Source organism: Clostridium manihotivorum, from assembly GCF_004015185.1.
In the GTDB taxonomy this organism is placed as follows: Bacteria; Bacillota; Clostridia; order Clostridiales; family Clostridiaceae; genus Clostridium_AR; species Clostridium_AR manihotivorum.
On sequence record NZ_CP025746.1, the window covers coordinates 46008 to 64441 of the forward strand.

Annotated in this window: 10 protein-coding genes, 1 tRNA gene and 3 rRNA genes; 2 read left to right on the forward strand and 12 right to left on the reverse strand. The window is 34.7% G+C overall.

Going from position 1 to position 18434, the window contains the following annotated elements:
• Positions 1-1578, forward strand: a complete 1578-nt coding sequence (locus C1I91_RS00205) for a bifunctional metallophosphatase/5'-nucleotidase (protein WP_128210688.1) — start codon at positions 1-3, stop codon at positions 1576-1578.
• A gap of 353 nt (positions 1579-1931) precedes the next feature.
• On the opposite strand, the gene C1I91_RS00210 is transcribed toward C1I91_RS00205, so the two are convergent.
• The 11 genes from C1I91_RS00210 to C1I91_RS00260 all read right to left on the reverse strand — a co-directional run bounded on the left by C1I91_RS00210 (position 1932) and on the right by C1I91_RS00260 (position 14683).
• A tRNA-Lys gene (locus C1I91_RS00210) sits at positions 1932-2007 on the reverse strand.
• Positions 2008-2013: 6 nt separating this feature from the next.
• Positions 2014-2131, reverse strand: a 5S ribosomal RNA gene (gene rrf, locus C1I91_RS00215).
• A 55-nt stretch (positions 2132-2186) separates the two neighbouring features.
• Positions 2187-5094: ribosomal RNA gene (locus C1I91_RS00220) — 23S ribosomal RNA — on the reverse strand.
• A gap of 366 nt (positions 5095-5460) precedes the next feature.
• Positions 5461-6981, reverse strand: a 16S ribosomal RNA gene (locus tag C1I91_RS00225).
• The 16S, 23S and 5S rRNA genes sit together here with 1 tRNA gene alongside, the layout of an rRNA operon.
• Before the next feature lie 705 nt (positions 6982-7686).
• Complete coding sequence (locus C1I91_RS00230; RefSeq protein WP_128210689.1) at positions 7687-9585, reverse strand: DUF4153 domain-containing protein; 1899 nt, start codon at positions 9583-9585, stop codon at positions 7687-7689.
• Between the two features lie 222 nt (positions 9586-9807).
• Positions 9808-10017, reverse strand: a complete 210-nt coding sequence (locus C1I91_RS00235) for a helix-turn-helix domain-containing protein (protein WP_128210690.1) — start codon at positions 10015-10017, stop codon at positions 9808-9810.
• Between the two features lie 32 nt (positions 10018-10049).
• Positions 10050-10544 carry a DUF2975 domain-containing protein gene (locus C1I91_RS00240; protein ID WP_128210691.1) on the reverse strand — a complete coding sequence of 165 codons (495 nt, stop codon included), beginning with the start codon at positions 10542-10544 and terminating at the stop codon, positions 10050-10052.
• A gap of 276 nt (positions 10545-10820) precedes the next feature.
• Positions 10821-11432, reverse strand: a complete 612-nt coding sequence (locus C1I91_RS00245; RefSeq protein WP_128210692.1) for a superoxide dismutase — start codon at positions 11430-11432, stop codon at positions 10821-10823.
• A 113-nt stretch (positions 11433-11545) separates the two neighbouring features.
• Positions 11546-12811 (reverse strand): hypothetical protein, encoded by a 1266-nt coding sequence (locus C1I91_RS00250; protein ID WP_128210693.1) that lies wholly within the window; start codon positions 12809-12811, stop codon positions 11546-11548.
• A gap of 208 nt (positions 12812-13019) precedes the next feature.
• On the reverse strand, positions 13020-13634 hold the full coding sequence (locus tag C1I91_RS00255) for a deoxynucleoside kinase (RefSeq protein ID WP_128215869.1): 615 nt from the start codon (positions 13632-13634) through the stop codon (positions 13020-13022).
• 113 nt (positions 13635-13747) lie between these two features.
• Entirely contained in the window at positions 13748-14683 is a 936-nt protein-coding gene (locus tag C1I91_RS00260; RefSeq protein ID WP_128210694.1) for a GNAT family N-acetyltransferase, read from the reverse strand.
• 389 nt (positions 14684-15072) lie between these two features.
• On the opposite strand from C1I91_RS00260, the gene C1I91_RS00265 reads away from it, so the two are divergent.
• Positions 15073-16272 carry a class I SAM-dependent methyltransferase gene (locus C1I91_RS00265; protein ID WP_128210695.1) on the forward strand — a complete coding sequence of 400 codons (1200 nt, stop codon included), beginning with the start codon at positions 15073-15075 and terminating at the stop codon, positions 16270-16272.
• Positions 16273-16454: 182 nt separating this feature from the next.
• Here the strand turns inward: C1I91_RS00265 and C1I91_RS00270 are convergent, their stop codons facing one another.
• A complete protein-coding gene (locus C1I91_RS00270) occupies positions 16455-18065 on the reverse strand; it encodes an IS1182 family transposase (protein WP_128210696.1) in 1611 nt (536 codons plus the stop codon).
• Positions 18066-18434 lie beyond the last annotated feature (369 nt).

Sequence of the window (18434 nt, forward strand, 5' to 3'; positions counted from 1 at the left end):
ATGAACATAGATAATTCAAATATCACAATATTGCATACTAGCGATATTCACGGTAATTTACTTCCTATATATTACGGAACCAATGAGCATAGAGATATAGGTCTCTGTAAGTTATCTACTATAATAAAAAAAGAAAAAGAACAAAATCCAAACACATTGCTTATAGATTGTGGAGATGCTCTCCAAGGTTCTCCCCTTATATATTATTATGCAAGGATAAACTCTCAAGGTATTAATCCTGTAATTAAATTATTTAATCATTTAGGCTATGACTCATTTACCGTAGGTAATCATGAATTTAATTATGGAATGGACTATCTTTTACAAGCTAAAAATCAGTCAAAATTTCCTTGGATTACTTCTAATATAATTAGCAAATCAAATGGACAGCCCTATTTTGATAAACCATATATCATAAGAGAATATTCAAACGGTTTAAAGGTAGGCGTACTTGGTTGTACTACAAAGTACATTCCCAACTGGGAACAGCCCCATATAATTAAAGATTTGGATTTTGAAGATGTTATTGATTCTCTTAACTACTGGGTTCCAAAAGTAAAAGCTGATGGAGCTGATATAGTAATAGTTGCCTATCATGGTGGGTTTGAAAGAGATGTTGAAACAGGAATTCCTACTGAAAACTTAACTGGTGAGAATCAGGGATATGAAATATGCGAGAAAGTAAAAGATATTGATGTTTTACTAACAGGACACCAACACAGAACAATTTTCAATAGATACATAAATAACGTTCTAGTTTGTCAGTCTGGTTTCGATGGAGCTTCTATAGGAAAGGTATCTCTTTCTTTAGGATTTAAGGATTCTAAATGGCATATCATTTCTGTATCAAACGAAATGTTGTACTCTAAGGATTATGATGAAGACGTTGATTGCTTAGAGCTAGTTAAGGAATATGAGATAAATACTCAAGCTTGGTTAGATACTCCTATTGGAAAAATCAATGGTGACATGACAGTATCAGATCCATTAAAAATAAGATTGCAAGATAATTCTTTGATGGAGTTTATAAATAAGGTTCAAATGTATTTCGGTGAGACAGATATATCACTGACCTCACTATTTGATAATAGAAGCCCTGGTTTAAAAACTAATGTTACTATGAGAGATGTTGTTTCAAATTATATTTATCCAAACACTTTAAAAGTGTTAAAGCTTAAGGGATTAGATATAAAGCTAGCACTTGAGAGAAGCGCTTCATACTTTGAATATATAGATGGAGAATATACTGTAAGTAAAGAGTTTGCAAATCCTAAGCCACAGCATTATAACTATGATATGTGGGAAGGAATCAATTATATAATAAACGTGTCAAAGCCTATTGGAGACAGGGTTATATCTTTAAAGTATAAAAATACAGATTTAGATATGAATAAAGAGTATAACGTTGTAATGAATAACTATAGGGCATCTGGTGGTGGAGATTATTTAATGTTTAAGGATAAACCATTGGTAAAAGATATTCCTACCGATGTATCAGAGCTTATTGCCAATTACATTTTAGAACGAAAAGTCATTGATGCTACTGTAAATAACAATTGGAAAGTGATTCATGATTAATAAGCACCTATTTAAATTATAGATATATTTATAAAGAAGTTACTCAGGATACCTTTCTCAGTGACTTCTTTTTCGTATCTGTCCTTTCTGAACTTATTGGAATACTTATGATAGGAGAAATAGTTTTATTTTTACTATCTATGAAAATATGCTTTTTATCCACAATATTTATAAAAAGCACTTTCTTCTTGTGGATTATATTCACTGAATTGTGGATTAATCCACCTTAAAGAACTACTACAGTACTATATATCTTAATAAACTGTTCTAAATCATTCATATTAGTAGATTTATGTATCAAAACTTTTATATCTTTTTAAACAATAAAAAAACCTCTGTATAAACAGAGGTTTTGGTGGCTCACCGGGGAATCGAACCCCGGACACCATGATTAAAAGTCATGTGCTCTACCGACTGAGCTAGTGAACCACATTTACCTAGCGACCACTTACTCTCCCACACAGTCGCCCATGCAGTACCATCAGCCGTCTAAGTCTTAACCTTCGTGTTCGGTATGGGTACGGGTGTAACCCTTAGACGCATCATCACTAGATTTTGAAAGATTATTCTTTCAAAATTGCACTTAAGTTTACTTTGTAATATTTGTTTTGGTCAAGCCCTCGATCTATTAGTATCGGTCAGCTGAACATGTTACCATGCTTACACCTCCGACCTATCAACCTCGTGTTCTTCGAGGGATCTTACTAGCTTACGCTATGGGAAATCTAATCTTGAGGTGGGCTTCACGCTTAGATGCCTTCAGCGTTTATCCCTTCCCGACGTAGCTACCCAGCTATGCTCCTGGCGGAACAACTGGTGCACCAGAGGTCAGTCCATCCCGGTCCTCTCGTACTAAGGACAGCTCCTCTCAAATTTCCTACGCCCGCGACGGATAGGGACCGAACTGTCTCACGACGTTCTGAACCCAGCTCGCGTGCCGCTTTAATGGGCGAACAGCCCAACCCTTGGGACCTACTTCAGCCCCAGGATGCGACGAGCCGACATCGAGGTGCCAAACCTCCCCGTCGATGTGGACTCTTGGGGAGATCAGCCTGTTATCCCCGAGGTAGCTTTTATCCGTTGAGCGATGGCCCTCCCACGAGGTACCACCGGATCACTAAGCCCGACTTTCGTCCCTGCTCCACTTGTAAGTGTCGCAGTCAGGCTCCCCTTCTGCCTTTGCACTCTACGAACGATTTCCGACCGTTCTGAGGGGAACCTTTGGGCGCCTCCGTTACTTTTTGGAGGCGACCGCCCCAGTCAAACTGCCCACCTAACAATGTCCCGTCACCAGCTTCATGGTGCCCGGTTAGAATCCCAGTACTGTCAGGGTGGTATCCCAAGGTCGACTCCACATCCCCTAACGAGGATGTTTCCCAGTCTCCCACCTATCCTGTACAGACAATACCGAAACTCAATGCTAAGCTACAGTAAAGCTCTACGGGGTCTTTCCGTCCAATCGCGGGTAGCAAGCATCTTCACTTGCACTACAACTTCGCCGGATTTACAGTTGAGACAGTGCCCAAGTCATTACGCCATTCGTGCGGGTCAGAACTTACCTGACAAGGAATTTCGCTACCTTAGGACCGTTATAGTTACGGCCGCCGTTTACTGGGGCTTAAGTTCACCGCTTCGCGTTACCGCTAACGATTCCCCTTAACCTTCCAGCACCGGGCAGGCGTCAGCCCCTATACATCAGCTTTCGCTTTAGCAGAGACCTGTGTTTTTGCTAAACAGTTGCTTGGGCCTATTCTCTGCGACCTACTCTCGTAGGCACCCCTTCTCCCGAAGTTACGGGGTCAATTTGCCGAGTTCCTTAACTGTAATTCTTCCGCCGGCCTTAGGATTCTCTCCTCACCTACCTGTGTCGGTTTGCGGTACGGGCACTACATTTCTCCCTAGAAGCTTTTCTTGGCAGCGTAGAATCAAGTACTTCAGCCTAAAAGGCCTTCCCCATCACACCTCAGCTAATACAGCCGGATTTGCCTAACTGTATACCTAAGTGCTTAGACTAGCATCCAATAGCTAGCACACTCTATCTTCCTGCGTCACTCCATCGGTAATAACGATTTGCAGTGGTATCGGAATATCAACCGATTGTCCATCACCTACGCCTTTCGGCCTCGGCTTAGGTCCCGACTAACCCTCAGCGGACGAGCCTTCCTGAGGAAACCTTAGGTTTTCGGCCACTAGGATTCTCACCTAGTTCTCGCTACTAATGCCAACATACTCACTCGTAATCAGTCCACCGCTCCTTACGGTACGACTTCAGCCCGATTACGACGCTCCCCTACCCCAGTAGATTAAATCTACTAGCCGTAGCTTCGGTGATAAGTTTGAGCCCCGAACATCTTCGGCGCAGGATCTCTCGACTAGTGAGCTATTACGCACTCTTTTAATGAGTGGCTGCTTCTAAGCCAACATCCTAGTTGTCTTAGAAATCCCACATCCTTTCCACTTAACTTATACTTTGGGACCTTAGCTGACGATCTGGGCTGTTTCCCTTTTGACTACGGATCTTATCATTCGCAGTCTGACTGCCGGACTAATACTATATGGCATTCGGAGTTTGATAAGGTTCAGTAAGCGATATGCCCCCTAGCCCATTCAGTGCTCTACCTCCATTAGTCATATCCGACGCTAGCCCTAAAGCTATTTCGGGGAGAACCAGCTATCTCCGAGTTCGATTGGAATTTCTCCGCTATCCACAGCTCATCCCATGGTTTTTCAACACCAACGTGGTTCGGTCCTCCACGAAGTTTTACCTTCGCTTCAACCTGGCCATGGATAGGTCACCCGGTTTCGGGTCTACGGCATGCAACTATTCGCCCTATTCAGACTCGGTTTCCCTTCGGCTCCGTACCTTAAGTACTTAACCTCGCTACATACCGTAACTCGTTGGCTCGTTCTACAAAAAGCACATCATCACACACATATGGTGCTCTGATCGGTTGTAGGCACACGGTTTCAGGTTCTATTTCACTCCCCCTCCCGGGGTTCTTTTCACCTTTCCCTCACGGTACTTCTTCACTATCGGTCATCAAGTAGTATTTAGCCTTGGGAGGTGGTCCTCCCTGCTTCCCACAAGGTTTCACGTGTCTCGTGGTACTCTGGAGCAGAACTATGGTCTTCTTGTTTCACTTACAGGACTATTACCTTCTACGGTGTATCTTTCCAGATATCTTCAATTACAATAGCCACCACATTTATGTTCTGTCCGCAACCCCAAAGATAAATCTTTGGTTTGGGCTCTTCCGATTTCGCTCGCCGCTACTGACGGAATCGATTTTTTCTTTCTCTTCCTCTAGGTACTTAGATGTTTCAGTTCCCTAGGTTTACCCTCCTATAGCTATGTATTCACTATAAGATACGTAGGGTTACCTACGTGAGTTTCCTCATTCGGAGATCTTTGGATCACAGGCTATTTGCGCCTACCCAAAGCTTATCGCAGCTTGTCACGTCCTTCTTCGGCTCTTGATGCCAAGGCATTCACCATGCGCCCTTTGTAGCTTGACCTAATGTCGCGTCATTATAACCTACGTACTACTTCGTCAGCTCTGTCGTTCCGTTGCTCACTTGCATAAGCAAGCTCCGCTACTCACTCTGTCGCTTCCTCGTATTACTTGGTTCTAATGCCACTCCAATTTGCTTCGCAAATTTTGCGTTTTAACAAATCAGTTACTGATTTCAGATACTAGCGTGCATCTTAATTTCAGATCATTTATTACAAAGAATTAGTAAATATCTTTACTTTAACTTATGTGCAATTTTCAAAGAACAATCTGAGATACTTGGTATCTCAAAATTAAACAGAGTAAATAACAACCAGAATTCGTGTATATTAAGTCTGAAATACATCAGTACTTAATAATTTCTCCATAGAAAGGAGGTGATCCAGCCGCAGGTTCTCCTACGGCTACCTTGTTACGACTTCACCCCAATCGCTGACCCTACCTTCGGCTGCTGCCTCCCTTACGGGTTAGCTCACAGACTTCGGGTATTGCCAACTCTCATGGTGTGACGGGCGGTGTGTACAAGGCCCGGGAACGTATTCACCGCGACATGCTGATTCGCGATTACTAGCAACTCCGGCTTCATGTAGGCGAGTTTCAGCCTACAATCCGAACTGGGACAAGTTTTTGAGATTTGCTCCACCTCACGGTCTTGCGTCTCTTTGTACTTGCCATTGTAGCACGTGTGTAGCCCTAGACATAAGGGGCATGATGATTTGACGTCATCCCCACCTTCCTCCCGGTTAACCCGGGCAGTCTCGCTAGAGTGCTCAACTAAATGGTAGCAACTAACAATAAGGGTTGCGCTCGTTGCGGGACTTAACCCAACATCTCACGACACGAGCTGACGACAACCATGCACCACCTGTCTTCCTGTCGATACCAAAGGTACCGACTTCCCCGGTTAAGGGTAATTCAGGAGATGTCAAGTCTAGGTAAGGTTCTTCGCGTTGCTTCGAATTAAACCACATGCTCCGCTGCTTGTGCGGGCCCCCGTCAATTCCTTTGAGTTTTAATCTTGCGACCGTACTCCCCAGGCGGGATACTTATTGTGTTAACGGCGGCACGGAGGTGTTGAAACCCCACACCTAGTATCCATCGTTTACGGCGTGGACTACCAGGGTATCTAATCCTGTTTGCTCCCCACGCTTTCGAGCCTCAGTGTCAGTTACAGTCCAGAAAGTCGCCTTCGCCACTGGTGTTCTTCCTAATCTCTACGCATTTCACCGCTACACTAGGAATTCCACTTTCCTCTCCTGCACTCTAGATATCCAGTTTGGAATGCAAGCACCCAAGTTAAGCCCAGGTATTTCACATCCCACTTAAACATCCACCTACGCTCCCTTTACGCCCAGTAAATCCGGACAACGCTTGCCACCTACGTATTACCGCGGTACGCTGGCACGTAGTTAGCCGTGGCTTCCTCCTTGGGTACCGTCATTATCGTCCCCAAAGACAGAGCTTTACAACCCGAAGGCCTTCATCACTCACGCGGCGTTGCTGCATCAGGGTTTCCCCCATTGTGCAATATTCCCCACTGCTGCCTCCCGTAGGAGTCTGGACCGTATCTCAGTTCCAATGTGGCCGATCACCCTCTCAGGTCGGCTACGCATCGTCGCCTTGGTGAGCCATTACCTCACCAACTAGCTAATGCGCCGCGGGTCCATCTTATAGCGGATTGCTCCTTTGATTTTCATTTCATGCGAAATGAAAATGTTATGCGGTATTAATCTTCCTTTCGGAAGGCTATCCCCCTCTATAAGGCAGGTTACCCACGTGTTACTCACCCGTCCGCCGCTAAGAAAGTTCCGAAGAACTTTCTCCGCTCGACTTGCATGTGTTAGGCACGCCGCCAGCGTTCGTCCTGAGCCAGGATCAAACTCTCAATTTAAAGTTTAATCATAGCTTACTTACTTAGTAAGTCTTTTTTCAAAAGAATTGCTGGTTTAAGTCTAGTTTTAGACTTTGTTTATTTTACTCTGTTTAATTTTCAAAGACCAAGTTTGTTTTGCTGCATTTCTGACAGCTTATTTATCTTATCATCACTAAAGTTTTTTGTCAACATGTTTTTTTAACATTTTTCCTTAACTTAGCGACCTATACAAGTTTATCATTTTAATGATTACTTGTCAAGATAATCTTAAGATTTTTTCAAACCTCAACATCGCGTTTGCACTAGCGACAAGGACTATAATAACATATGTATAAACTTAGGTCTTATATATAAGGTCTAATTTATTATTATAACTATCTAATTCTACAATATACTGCATAATTCACCATATAACTATGAGGGACACACCCGGCAGAGATTATCCTACAACGCTTATCCTTAACAGTAAAAAAGCCGATGTAGCGACTTTTTCTGCATGTGCCTTTTCCGACTTACATTAGGGAATTTTATTAGGTAAATGCGTTTTATGCTTTACTGTATATCCTGACAAAGCATTCTAATCCCCTAATGTTGATATGTTCATCTAAAAAAATTATACTTTATGAGATGCATTCATATATATTAAAGAACTTAACCACTTTAATCTTTCACAAAAACAACTTAAGTTTGATAATCTTTAGTTATATCCCCTAGATAACTAGTTTACTTTCCATTAGCTTTATATATAAAGTAATTATATTCATACCAATTATCTATTTTAATATTAGCTCCATTCTTCCACTTGAAATAAGTTTCATCATCTATCTTGCCTTCATTTCTTGCTTTGTTCATTACTTTTATGGAATCTAATGAAAGCACAGTAAGATAATTATTATCTATTTTTTTATCAGCTGAGAGTTCTATGTTCTTTTTAGCTATAAATGAATCAATGTTAAAAAAGTTAATTCCTATATATAATGTTAGAGAAACTACTATTATATATTTAAATATACTCTTATCTTTCCATATAAATAGGAACTGTAAGAATATTATAATCCCTAATAAGATTACAAATAGTTGAACCAGTATTCTTAACCTTGTATAACCAAAAGCATCAATATATAAATACATCCTATAAAATGCAGAGCAAGCCATATTTAATGTTAATACTACTATTATGGTATATATAATATTCAATATGATATTAAGTTTCACCTTACTATTATCAACATATATTTTTAATATGGTTACTCCTATAAGATTAACTAAGGTTATAAAGACTAATTCAAAAAAACCTCTTCTAGCATACTCAGAATAAGTAAATCCCCCAGGAAGAACTTTGTTTGTGCCTCCATATAAATATGTTATTTGTATTATTGTAAATATAATGTATAATATACAAACCATAGCTAATACTGTAGTAACGGTTATTGGTTCCAAGCTTTCTCGTTTAACAGAGTTACTAGTTGTATTATTATAAAATCTATAATTAAAACTCCATAAGAACCCAAAACTATAAAAAGCTATTACTATAGCTACTACTAATTTATAAAAAGATGTTGATGGATTTATAGCGAGAATGTTTGAACTAATATTATTGATATAGTACCCAAAGATATTGTCAGCTTTAGATAGTACCAATACTAGAAACAATAGCAATGGTATAGATATCAAGATCCCATTTCTAACATACTTATAGCTAGAGGATGCATTGCTTTTATTTTTAATGCTTATATTATCCATTACGAACCTTGGTAGTTTTATAGAAGTAACTATACTGCTTTTAAATAGCTTATTAGTTAATCCACCTAATAAGTGTGTTAATTTAAATCCTATATCATTATAGGTAAATAATATGAAACTTAGAGTAAGAATTAATGGAATCAAAACAATATTAAGTGATCTAAACACAGGATTGGTATATATAGAAAAGCTAGCTGATAGAATTAAAGAGCAAGTTAATAGAAAATAGCCCATTATGCTACCTTTATTTTTTATACCAATGCACCCTACAAATACTATTATCATTATTAAATTAAATATTAACGCTGATATACCTAAATAAGCAAAGAAAAAACACGAAAAGATAATACCTAATATTGTTGAACCAATGATTGTATTTCTTTTATTAGCTAGACTCAAGGAATTATCTATTTTGATTTTTTCAACCCTTTCCTCTGATTGATATAAATAGCTCCTGCCCATAAGACCTCTTTTAAACTCATCCTTAAGCATATTTATATTATTACTATTGCTATTAACTTCAATATAACTCTCTAAACAGTACAGTATAGCCTTATTTTCTATAAAACTTAAATTGTGTATTGATTCAAAATCAACCCACTTATGTCCCCTTACCTCATTTTCTTCTACATCTATATCATCAGTTAGTTCAACCATTGAAGAAAAATACCTCTTTTCATTTCTAACTATAGACTTGCTTGAACTTATTATATCTACACTGATTATTCCTAATTGCTCCAATATTCTTTTTGTCGCAGCAGTTATTGTTTCACCCTCTCTCATATTAGTACAGGGTAATTGAATCATAGATCCATGCTTATCGCTGACAACAAAAAGCCTATTTTTCTTAATCAAAATCAAAACAACCGAACTTATCATATTTTTTCCTCCCTAAATACCCCTATATATATAACATCAATAAAAATTCGCTAATTAACTTTTTGAGTATCTGCCTTTCCGAATGTATATACGGAAAATCTGGCAGGCCAATAAGATTTGTTTTTTACTGTTTACCCTAAACTACTCTTCTAAAACTTGTGCATTGCCATATTGTGCTAGAAAAATTTAATCTTCCTATTCGGTAAAATAAGTATCAGCTAGCTATTGCTTATCTCCATATTCCAAAATATCTCCAGGCTGACAATTTAACTCTCTACATATAGCTTCTAAGGTAGAAAATCTAATAGCTTTTGCTTTGTTATTTTTTAATATAGAAAGATTAGCATTTGTTATACCCACCTTATCAGCAAGATCCTGTAATGAAATCTTTCTTTTTGCCATCATAACATCTAAATTTATAATTATAGCCATACAACTTTTCCTCCATTAGCAGAATATATTTCTTAAATAGTAGAATCATTTTCTTCCTTATAGTCAACCGCTTGTTGAAATACCTTAGCCAATATTAATATAAAACAACCTGCAAAAAGAAATATTATAAATTCCATGTCTGTATGTATGCCTTTACCATCTACATATATAAAATTAAAATCTTTAAGATTAGAATTAATAAACATATTGAATATATAACACCCAGCAATGATAAAGCATTCACGAGAGACCATCTTAAGTGCCCTCACATTCTCATTTATAAAAGGGTTAGCCTTCACTAGAGAAAGCAGTATTTTTCTTAAGTTAACTACTATAAGAAAAACACAACTTATACCAACAGCTAAAAGTACAAATATAACCACTTTTTTAAAACAATCTAATTTTATATCATTATTAATAAAAGTATCCTTAAATATAAAAAGGGTTGCTATAATGCCTAAAATTAATATAAAGTCTAGTATTCTTTTAAGTACGCTTGCCATTGATTTTTGACCATAATATTTCATAAAAAAACCTCCATATCTCCATATATTGTAACTTCAATATAAATATTATCACATGCCATGCAACTTTTCAATATATTTTTATCGAAAAACAATAATATATTATTGTTTAACTATACATACCAAGAACGGTTGATCTTAAGGAGAGATGTCACGGTCAATGCAAAGATAAGGGACCACTTTGTAAATTGAAAAGCAGATATACGACAAAAAAGGTTACCCAGATATATAATCCAAGTAACCTCTTCTACTATTTAAGTAATCACCTTAAAGACCTTATTACTTCACTGCTTCCTCATATAGGTTATTAGCATAATCCCAATTAACTACGCTCCACCATGATCCAACATAGTCAGGTCTTCTATTTTGATATTTTAGGTAATATGCATGTTCCCAAACATCCAAAGCTAAAACTGGTTTTAAACCTTCGCTAACTGGAGTATCTTGATTAGCAGTTGATAAAACTTCTAATTCGTTATTCTTATTAACCACTAACCAAGCCCAACCACTACCAAATCTTGTAGCTGCAGCTTTTGCAAAAGTTTCTTTGAAAGCATCTAAGCTTCCAAACTTTTTAGTTATAGCTTCTAGTAAAGCCCCGCTTGCTTCTCCTCCACTAGGTGATAATAACTTCCAGAACAATGAATGATTATAGTGTCCACCACCATTATTTCTAACAACACCTCTTATATCTGCTGGTACAGCATCTAAATCTTTAACTAATTCTTCAACTGACTTTTCTTGAAGCTCTGGATAAGCTTCTAGTGCTGTATTTAAATTATTTATATATGTTGCGTGATGCTTTGAATGATGTATTGTCATTGTAGTTTCATCTATATATGGTTCTAAAGCATTATATTCATATCCTAAATTTGGTAATTCATGTTTCATATTCTTATACCTCCAAAATCTTTTTTCTATGATTTAATATTACCACTATTGAGAATAATAATCAATATTGTATAATAATAAATACAAAATTTTGTTTTAGAGGTATATAAAGATTAATTTATCTCTACAAAAAAACTTTTTTTGTCATCTTCCTTATCGTATCCGCTTATATAAATCAGATTATCATTGCATACAACACTAGTTATCCTTCCATAGTTGGTGCCTAGTCCTTCTGTTAAATCAAAAAGTTTGTTATCCTTCAATCCATAAGCAGTTATATGTTTTGAATCTGGTTTGAAGAAAACAAAACTTTTGCTCACATATATAGAAGAAATATTAAAGGCAGCTATGTTAGTTTTATATTTTTCAGTAAGTACACTTAAATTCTTATTTAATATATCCTTAGACTTCTCATTATTCAGATTATATATAGATACTTTATTTGCTTCTGTAAAAACAAGATATTGTTTATATCCGCCAAAAGCCCCGTTTATGGATTTATCTGTGATTAACCTTAATTCATTACTCTTAACATTATAGGCATATATATACTCTTCTCTCACTAACTTCTTTTCTGTCTTATTTTCGCTCCAAATTATATTATCTTCATATATATTTGGGACGCTAACCTTAGGATAGTTGTTTCCCCATATTTCCTCACTTTTAAGCTCTTTTAAACTGCCAGCTTCCAAGTTTAACATTAAGATTTGACTTATATTTGTATTTTCATCTTTTAAGTTTACACTTAATGCCGTAGCTACTCCGTTATTTAAATTAATAGCAGGTAATGATATATCTTGAGACCATTTTTTAAGATATGAACCTTCAGAAAGTGTTTTAGGAGTTCTTTTATCGTTTAAATTTTTCAAATCTAATTCTTTACACAATATTCTCCAACTATATCTTTTAGTGGAACTTATAGATTTTGGGTTTTCCACTCTTTCACTCCAAACAATCCACTTTCCATCATACTTTGCATCAATTATTTCATACCCTTCTGCTGTTGGTGATATAAGACTTGTCTCATTTTTCCTATTTACGTCATACAAAACCAATCCTTTGTCTCCATTCTTTTTAGCTATAATATATCTGTCATTTCCATTTTTATATATGTCCTTAGCACTATATATTTTAGGGACTTCAATTATAAATCTGTAATTCAATTCATTTAAAGGATGAAACTTTGAGTCCGTACTATTGATTTCGTCTAACTTAATTTCACTTGATTCACTAGTATTTGCAGCAACTCCTATCTTCTCCCTAGAATCACTCTTAAAGAAGACTCTTGTTACGGCCATTGCTACAATTGTTATTAATATTGGTATTAAAATCACAACTATTATCTTCTTATAACCTTTAAACAAATTATTGATACTCAATTCTCTCACTCCCAATTATAAAACTCTATCCATAAAAAATTATATGTTTAGCTCCATAAAGTAGCAACACATTTTCATCCTTAATTTGTAATACGTTCTATTTTATTCAACCAATTAATTTCTATTATCTAAATATGTATTATCTATACGGAAAAAGAAGTTATCATAACTAAATTATTATGATAACTTCTTTTTTATAACCTATGTATTAAGCTTGTTTTTCTTCTATTTCTCTTAGTCTCTGCTCGATTAATCCCATAACATATTCTCTATCTTTATCATTATTCTCAAAGTCTAGTCCGTCTACATTTATCTTAAGTATAGGTGAAACATCATAACTATAAAAATATTTTCTATACTCTTCATTAAGCTTCTCCCAATATGCTCTCTCAACTACTTGTTCGTAATCCCTTCCTCTTTTCTTTATTCTTGACATAGCTTCATCTACTGAAACTTCAAGATATATCATAAGTTTAGGAGGTTGTACGTGCTCAAGCATATTTTCTAGCAGTTCTCTATATAAATCAAATTCTTCTACAGACATTTCTCCCTTATCACAAAGCATCTTTGCAAATATAACATCTCCATATATGCTTCTATCCATAACAGAATTAGCTATTGCTGAGGCCTCTTTTATATGCTTAAATCTCTTATTTAAAAAGAAAACTTGTAGTGGGAAAGAATATCTCTCTCTATCATAATAAAACTTTTCTAAAATAGGGTTGTCTACAACAGGTTCTTCGAAAGATACATAACCTCTCTCTGCTATAAGTCCCATCAATGTACTCTTTCCAACTCCAACTACTCCATCAACAACTATCATGTCCCAAACTCCTTTTCTATCTATTCTTCTAAGAATTACTTCATACAAATTATCACTTTGGTAAGGCAAGTGTAAATCCCCCTTAAAGCAAATTCAACTGAATTAAATAAAAATTATATATCATTAATTTTACAGAAGGTTATGTGATCTCTCCATTCACCATTTATAAAAAGATACTTCTCATTTAAACCAATTTTTTTAAAGCCACATTTAAGTAATACATTCTGTGATTTTAGGTTGTCAACCAATGTAGATGCTTCTAACCTATGAAGCCCCATATCATTGAAGCAATAGTCTATAAGTAAGTTAACAGCTTCTTTCATATATCCTAAACCACAATGTTTTTCATCCATTGAATAACCTAATATACCGCTTTTAAAAACCCCTAAAACAATATTAGATAATTTTATTTTACCTATTAACTCGCTATTTAAAAATATTCCAAAATCAATACTCGATCCATTCATAAATTGTTTATAGCTCTCTAACAATATAGATAACTGAGTGTCATAGGTATAAAAGCTTTTATCTCTAGCAGGTTCGAAAGTTTTTAGATGCTTTTCATTTCTTATGTAAAACTCTAACAATTGAGAAGTATGTTCTGGAGTCAAATTCCTTAATTCTATCCTTCTGCCTTTAAGCTTTAATATAGTTATGTTTTGAAAGTTCCTAAAATCATTAAGGTTTATACCAAATAATAATTCGCTTTTATGACAATCATTTTGCACCAAATTATTTGATAATATTCCCTCTAGAATAAAACCTAAGTCAAAAAATGCAGAAACATTGGAGCTTTCGTTTGCTAAGACATTAACCTTATATATTTTATTTCCCTTAAATATATTCTCTAAGCACTTCTCTAATGCTTTTTTCATCATTTGATAGTTATCATTCCTATAGAACTTAAATCTTATTGTAGCTCTTTGATTCTCTGGCTCAAACTCGATTACATTAAACCTTCCAATGGTTATTCCACTATAATCCTTTATAATATAATCCTTATCAGTGCCTCTTATTAACTCTATAGATATAGTCTTCTTTTCAGCCATAAAGTCCATCCCCTGATCAATGAAATTTATCAAGTATTAATTACTTATTATCTATTTCTAACTAACTTTATTTTTAGTTCTTCAAATTGTATGTCAAAAGCTTCACCTAAAGATAATACAACAAATGCAAAAGAAATGTAAAAATAACTATCTAATCTGCAATAGCATTTAAAAACAACAATCTATACTGAAGTAGTACCTCTATCAATAATCTCATTAATTATATCATAAATATGTATTTTGTTTATAGAAAACTTTAAGTAAATTAACGGCAAAAATTATAATTTACTAATTCGTAAAAATGGTAATACTACTATTGATATTTACTTTATGTTGTGTTTATATTATTTTATGTATTTTTAGTTTTAAGAAAGGCTTTTGGTGATGTAATGAATAAACAAAGTATTACTAAGATAAAGTTGTTTTTAATGGGAATTAGCAACAGATTTTTAGAGGACTCAAGCACATTTAAAAATATATACGTAACCTATACCGCAGGGCTCAAAGAATTTAAAGGGAATGGTAGTTTTGAGGATGGCAACATAAAATACAACTTTAATGGAAAAACCGAATCGTTAAGCATAATAGATTTGTTTGAGAGAATAAGTTCTGAATGCGATAATTACGATACAGTTACCATACTATATAGAGAAGGAGGTACTGATATAGTAATAACTGGTGACAATAAAAATGTAAAAATGAACAATACAGAAGTAAAGGAAAGTTCACCTCTCGCTATAAAGAAAGAGGATGCATCGGAGCATACTTTTAACGAGACTTCTACTCTACTTAATAGAGATTATTTTATTAAAGTAGGAAAAGCAGATGCCCTACTTAAAGAAATAGGAATAATGTCTCAATCAGGAAAAATTAAGAATGACAAAATAAGAAAGTATAATCAGATAGATCATTATGTAGAGATCTTAGACGGGACTCTAGAAGCTTTACCTAAAAATGAGGTTCTGACCATATTAGATTGTGGTTGTGGAAAGTCTTATCTAACCTTTGTTCTTAATTATTATCTCACAGAAGTAAAGAAGAGAAAGTGCCACTTCATAGGATTAGATATATCTGAAGGCGTTATTAATAGCTCTAAGAAAATGGCCGAAAACTTAGGCTATAGAAACATGGAGTTCCATGCTATAGATATAAAGAAATTTAGTCCTAAAAGAAAGATACATATGGTTATATCTCTTCATGCTTGTGATACTGCAACAGATATGGCTATTGCTCTTGGAATAAAGGTAGAAAGTGACTCAATTATAGCTGTTCCTTGTTGTCATAGAGAATTGCTAAATCAATACAGCTACGAACCACTGAAGGGTATACTAAAACACGGAATATTAAAAGCTAGAATTGCTGATGCTTTAACCGATGGAATGAGAAGTATGATGCTAGAAAGCAAAGGTTATAACGTTTCAGTTGTGGAATACATCTCTCCATTAGAAACCCCTAAAAACTTAATGATTAGAGCAGTTAAGACCGGAAAAGAAAAACCAGAGCTTATGGATGATTACATCTCTTTAATGGCATCATTAAATGCATATCCTGTGCTCTATAAATTCTTAAATGAAGGCTGGGAGGCTTAGTAAAAATCTAGATATAAACAACAAGAAGGGAGTGTCGCGAAATGATTAATTTTTAATCAGGAGCGATGCTCCTTTTCGGCTTAAAGAAAGAAATATCCACAAAATTGAAATATCAAATCAATTTTGTGGATATTTTTGAATTTTAAACGCACTTAAACAAACCTAGCGACCAGGTTCCATAATTAGGCAGTAGGTTTTAGTTCATGAAGATGTTTTTGAGTTCTTCCATTTTGTATTTTTGAATGTAATTTATTAATGTTATAGCCAATACAAAGTAAAATAAATTCAGTTTTAACACTAATTTTTCCACGTGTTAAAAATCTATTGAATTCATAATCACTTTTAAGAACGCCAAATGCTCCTTCGACCTGAATAGATCTATTCATTCTTAATTTAGTTCCAAATTCAGTTGTAATATTTCTATAAGATACTTCACGCTTTTCAACAAAAGTTTTTGACACTTGCATCTTTCTATTTCCTTTTGCTTTCGTGCACTTCGATTTATGAACGCAGTTTTCACAGCTTTCACACTCATAAATAGTAACTTCTGATTTGTATCCACTGGCGGATCTTCTATGAGTAATCGAAGTAGGGAGTAACTTTCTATTGTTATTGCAGACATAAAAATCTGATTCGGCATCATATTTCATATTTTCTCTCTTGCTTATATCATTTTTAAAACTTCTTTTTTTCCATTTCTCATAAGTTTGAGGCTTTATGTATGGAATCTGATTATTGGATTCTAAAAACAAATAATTCTCTTCGCTTTCATAACCAGAATCTGCAATTACATTATGATATTTATGACCAGTTTTCTCTTCCATATTATTAAGCATAGGTATTAATGTTGATATGTCATTTCTATCATCAAATATTCCGACGCCGGTTACGTATTCACTTTCGACTCCGATTTGTACATTATATGCCGGTTTTAATTGTCCATTTCTCATATGATCGTCTTTCATTTGCATGAAAGTTGCGTCTGGATCAGTTTTAGAATAACTATTTCTATTTGAAAATATAGTTTTGCTGAAATTATATTTTTCTTGTCTCTCTTTATATTCCGATAGTTGTTCTGTCCATTTCTGAATTTTAGTTTTTCTTTTACCTATCCCGTAAACAAATTCTATGTTTCTATTCTCTTTTTCATGTAAAAGCCATTGAAGTATTTTATCAATATCAACTATCAATGTTTCTTTTTCGATACTAAATTCTTTCAGTTCCTCAAGGTTGATATTTTTAACAAGAGTAAGAATTTTATCAAACATTTTCTCTTCATTCTTGTAAATAGCTTTCTTCCAAACAAAAGTATATCTATTGGCATTCGCTTCGATCTTAGTACCATCAATAAATACATTTTCAAATAATATTTCATTATGATTAGCTAAATAATTAACTTGCTGATAAAATAAATCTTCAATCACTTCGTCTGATAGATACTCTTTACGAAATCTACTAATTGTAGTATGATCAGGTGCTTTGCATCCTTTTAATAGCCACCTGAAATTTATATCTCTTTTACATGATTTCTCTATTTTTCTGCTTGAATATATATTTTGAGAATAAGCATAAGATATTATTTTGAACATGATTTTTGGTTCCACTGCCGGTTTTCTTCCGAAGGAAGAGTACGCCTTATACAACTTTCTATAATTTAATCCCTCCAATACATGGCTTAGCAAGCGGACTGAATCATCTTCAGGTATCAAGTTTTCTAAGTTTAATGGTAATACAAGTTGAAAATCATCATTAAACTCGGTATAATTTTTATTGTATGATTTAGTTAGTAGCATAATTTAATTATACAATTAATGTGAGTTCTTCGGAATTCACATTTTTTTATTTCGGCAAAAAAATTGGCTGCTACCAAACTAACTATGTTAGTTTTGCAACAGCCCCTTTATATATCAGTATGATCTAAAGTCACTAAATAATTACCATAACGTGTATTTTATTTTTTTCAATAAAACTTTTATATGCCAGTATTAAATTATTACTATATTTTGCAAAAAAACTTATTGCGCGGAGTAAAATACTATTTATATATCAAATTATTATGTAATATGATAAAGCCTCGAATAAATCAATGTATTCCTTCCAAGTTATAGTACTTGACAAGTTGTACTATTATGAGGAAAATTATAATAATTATTTAAGGATAT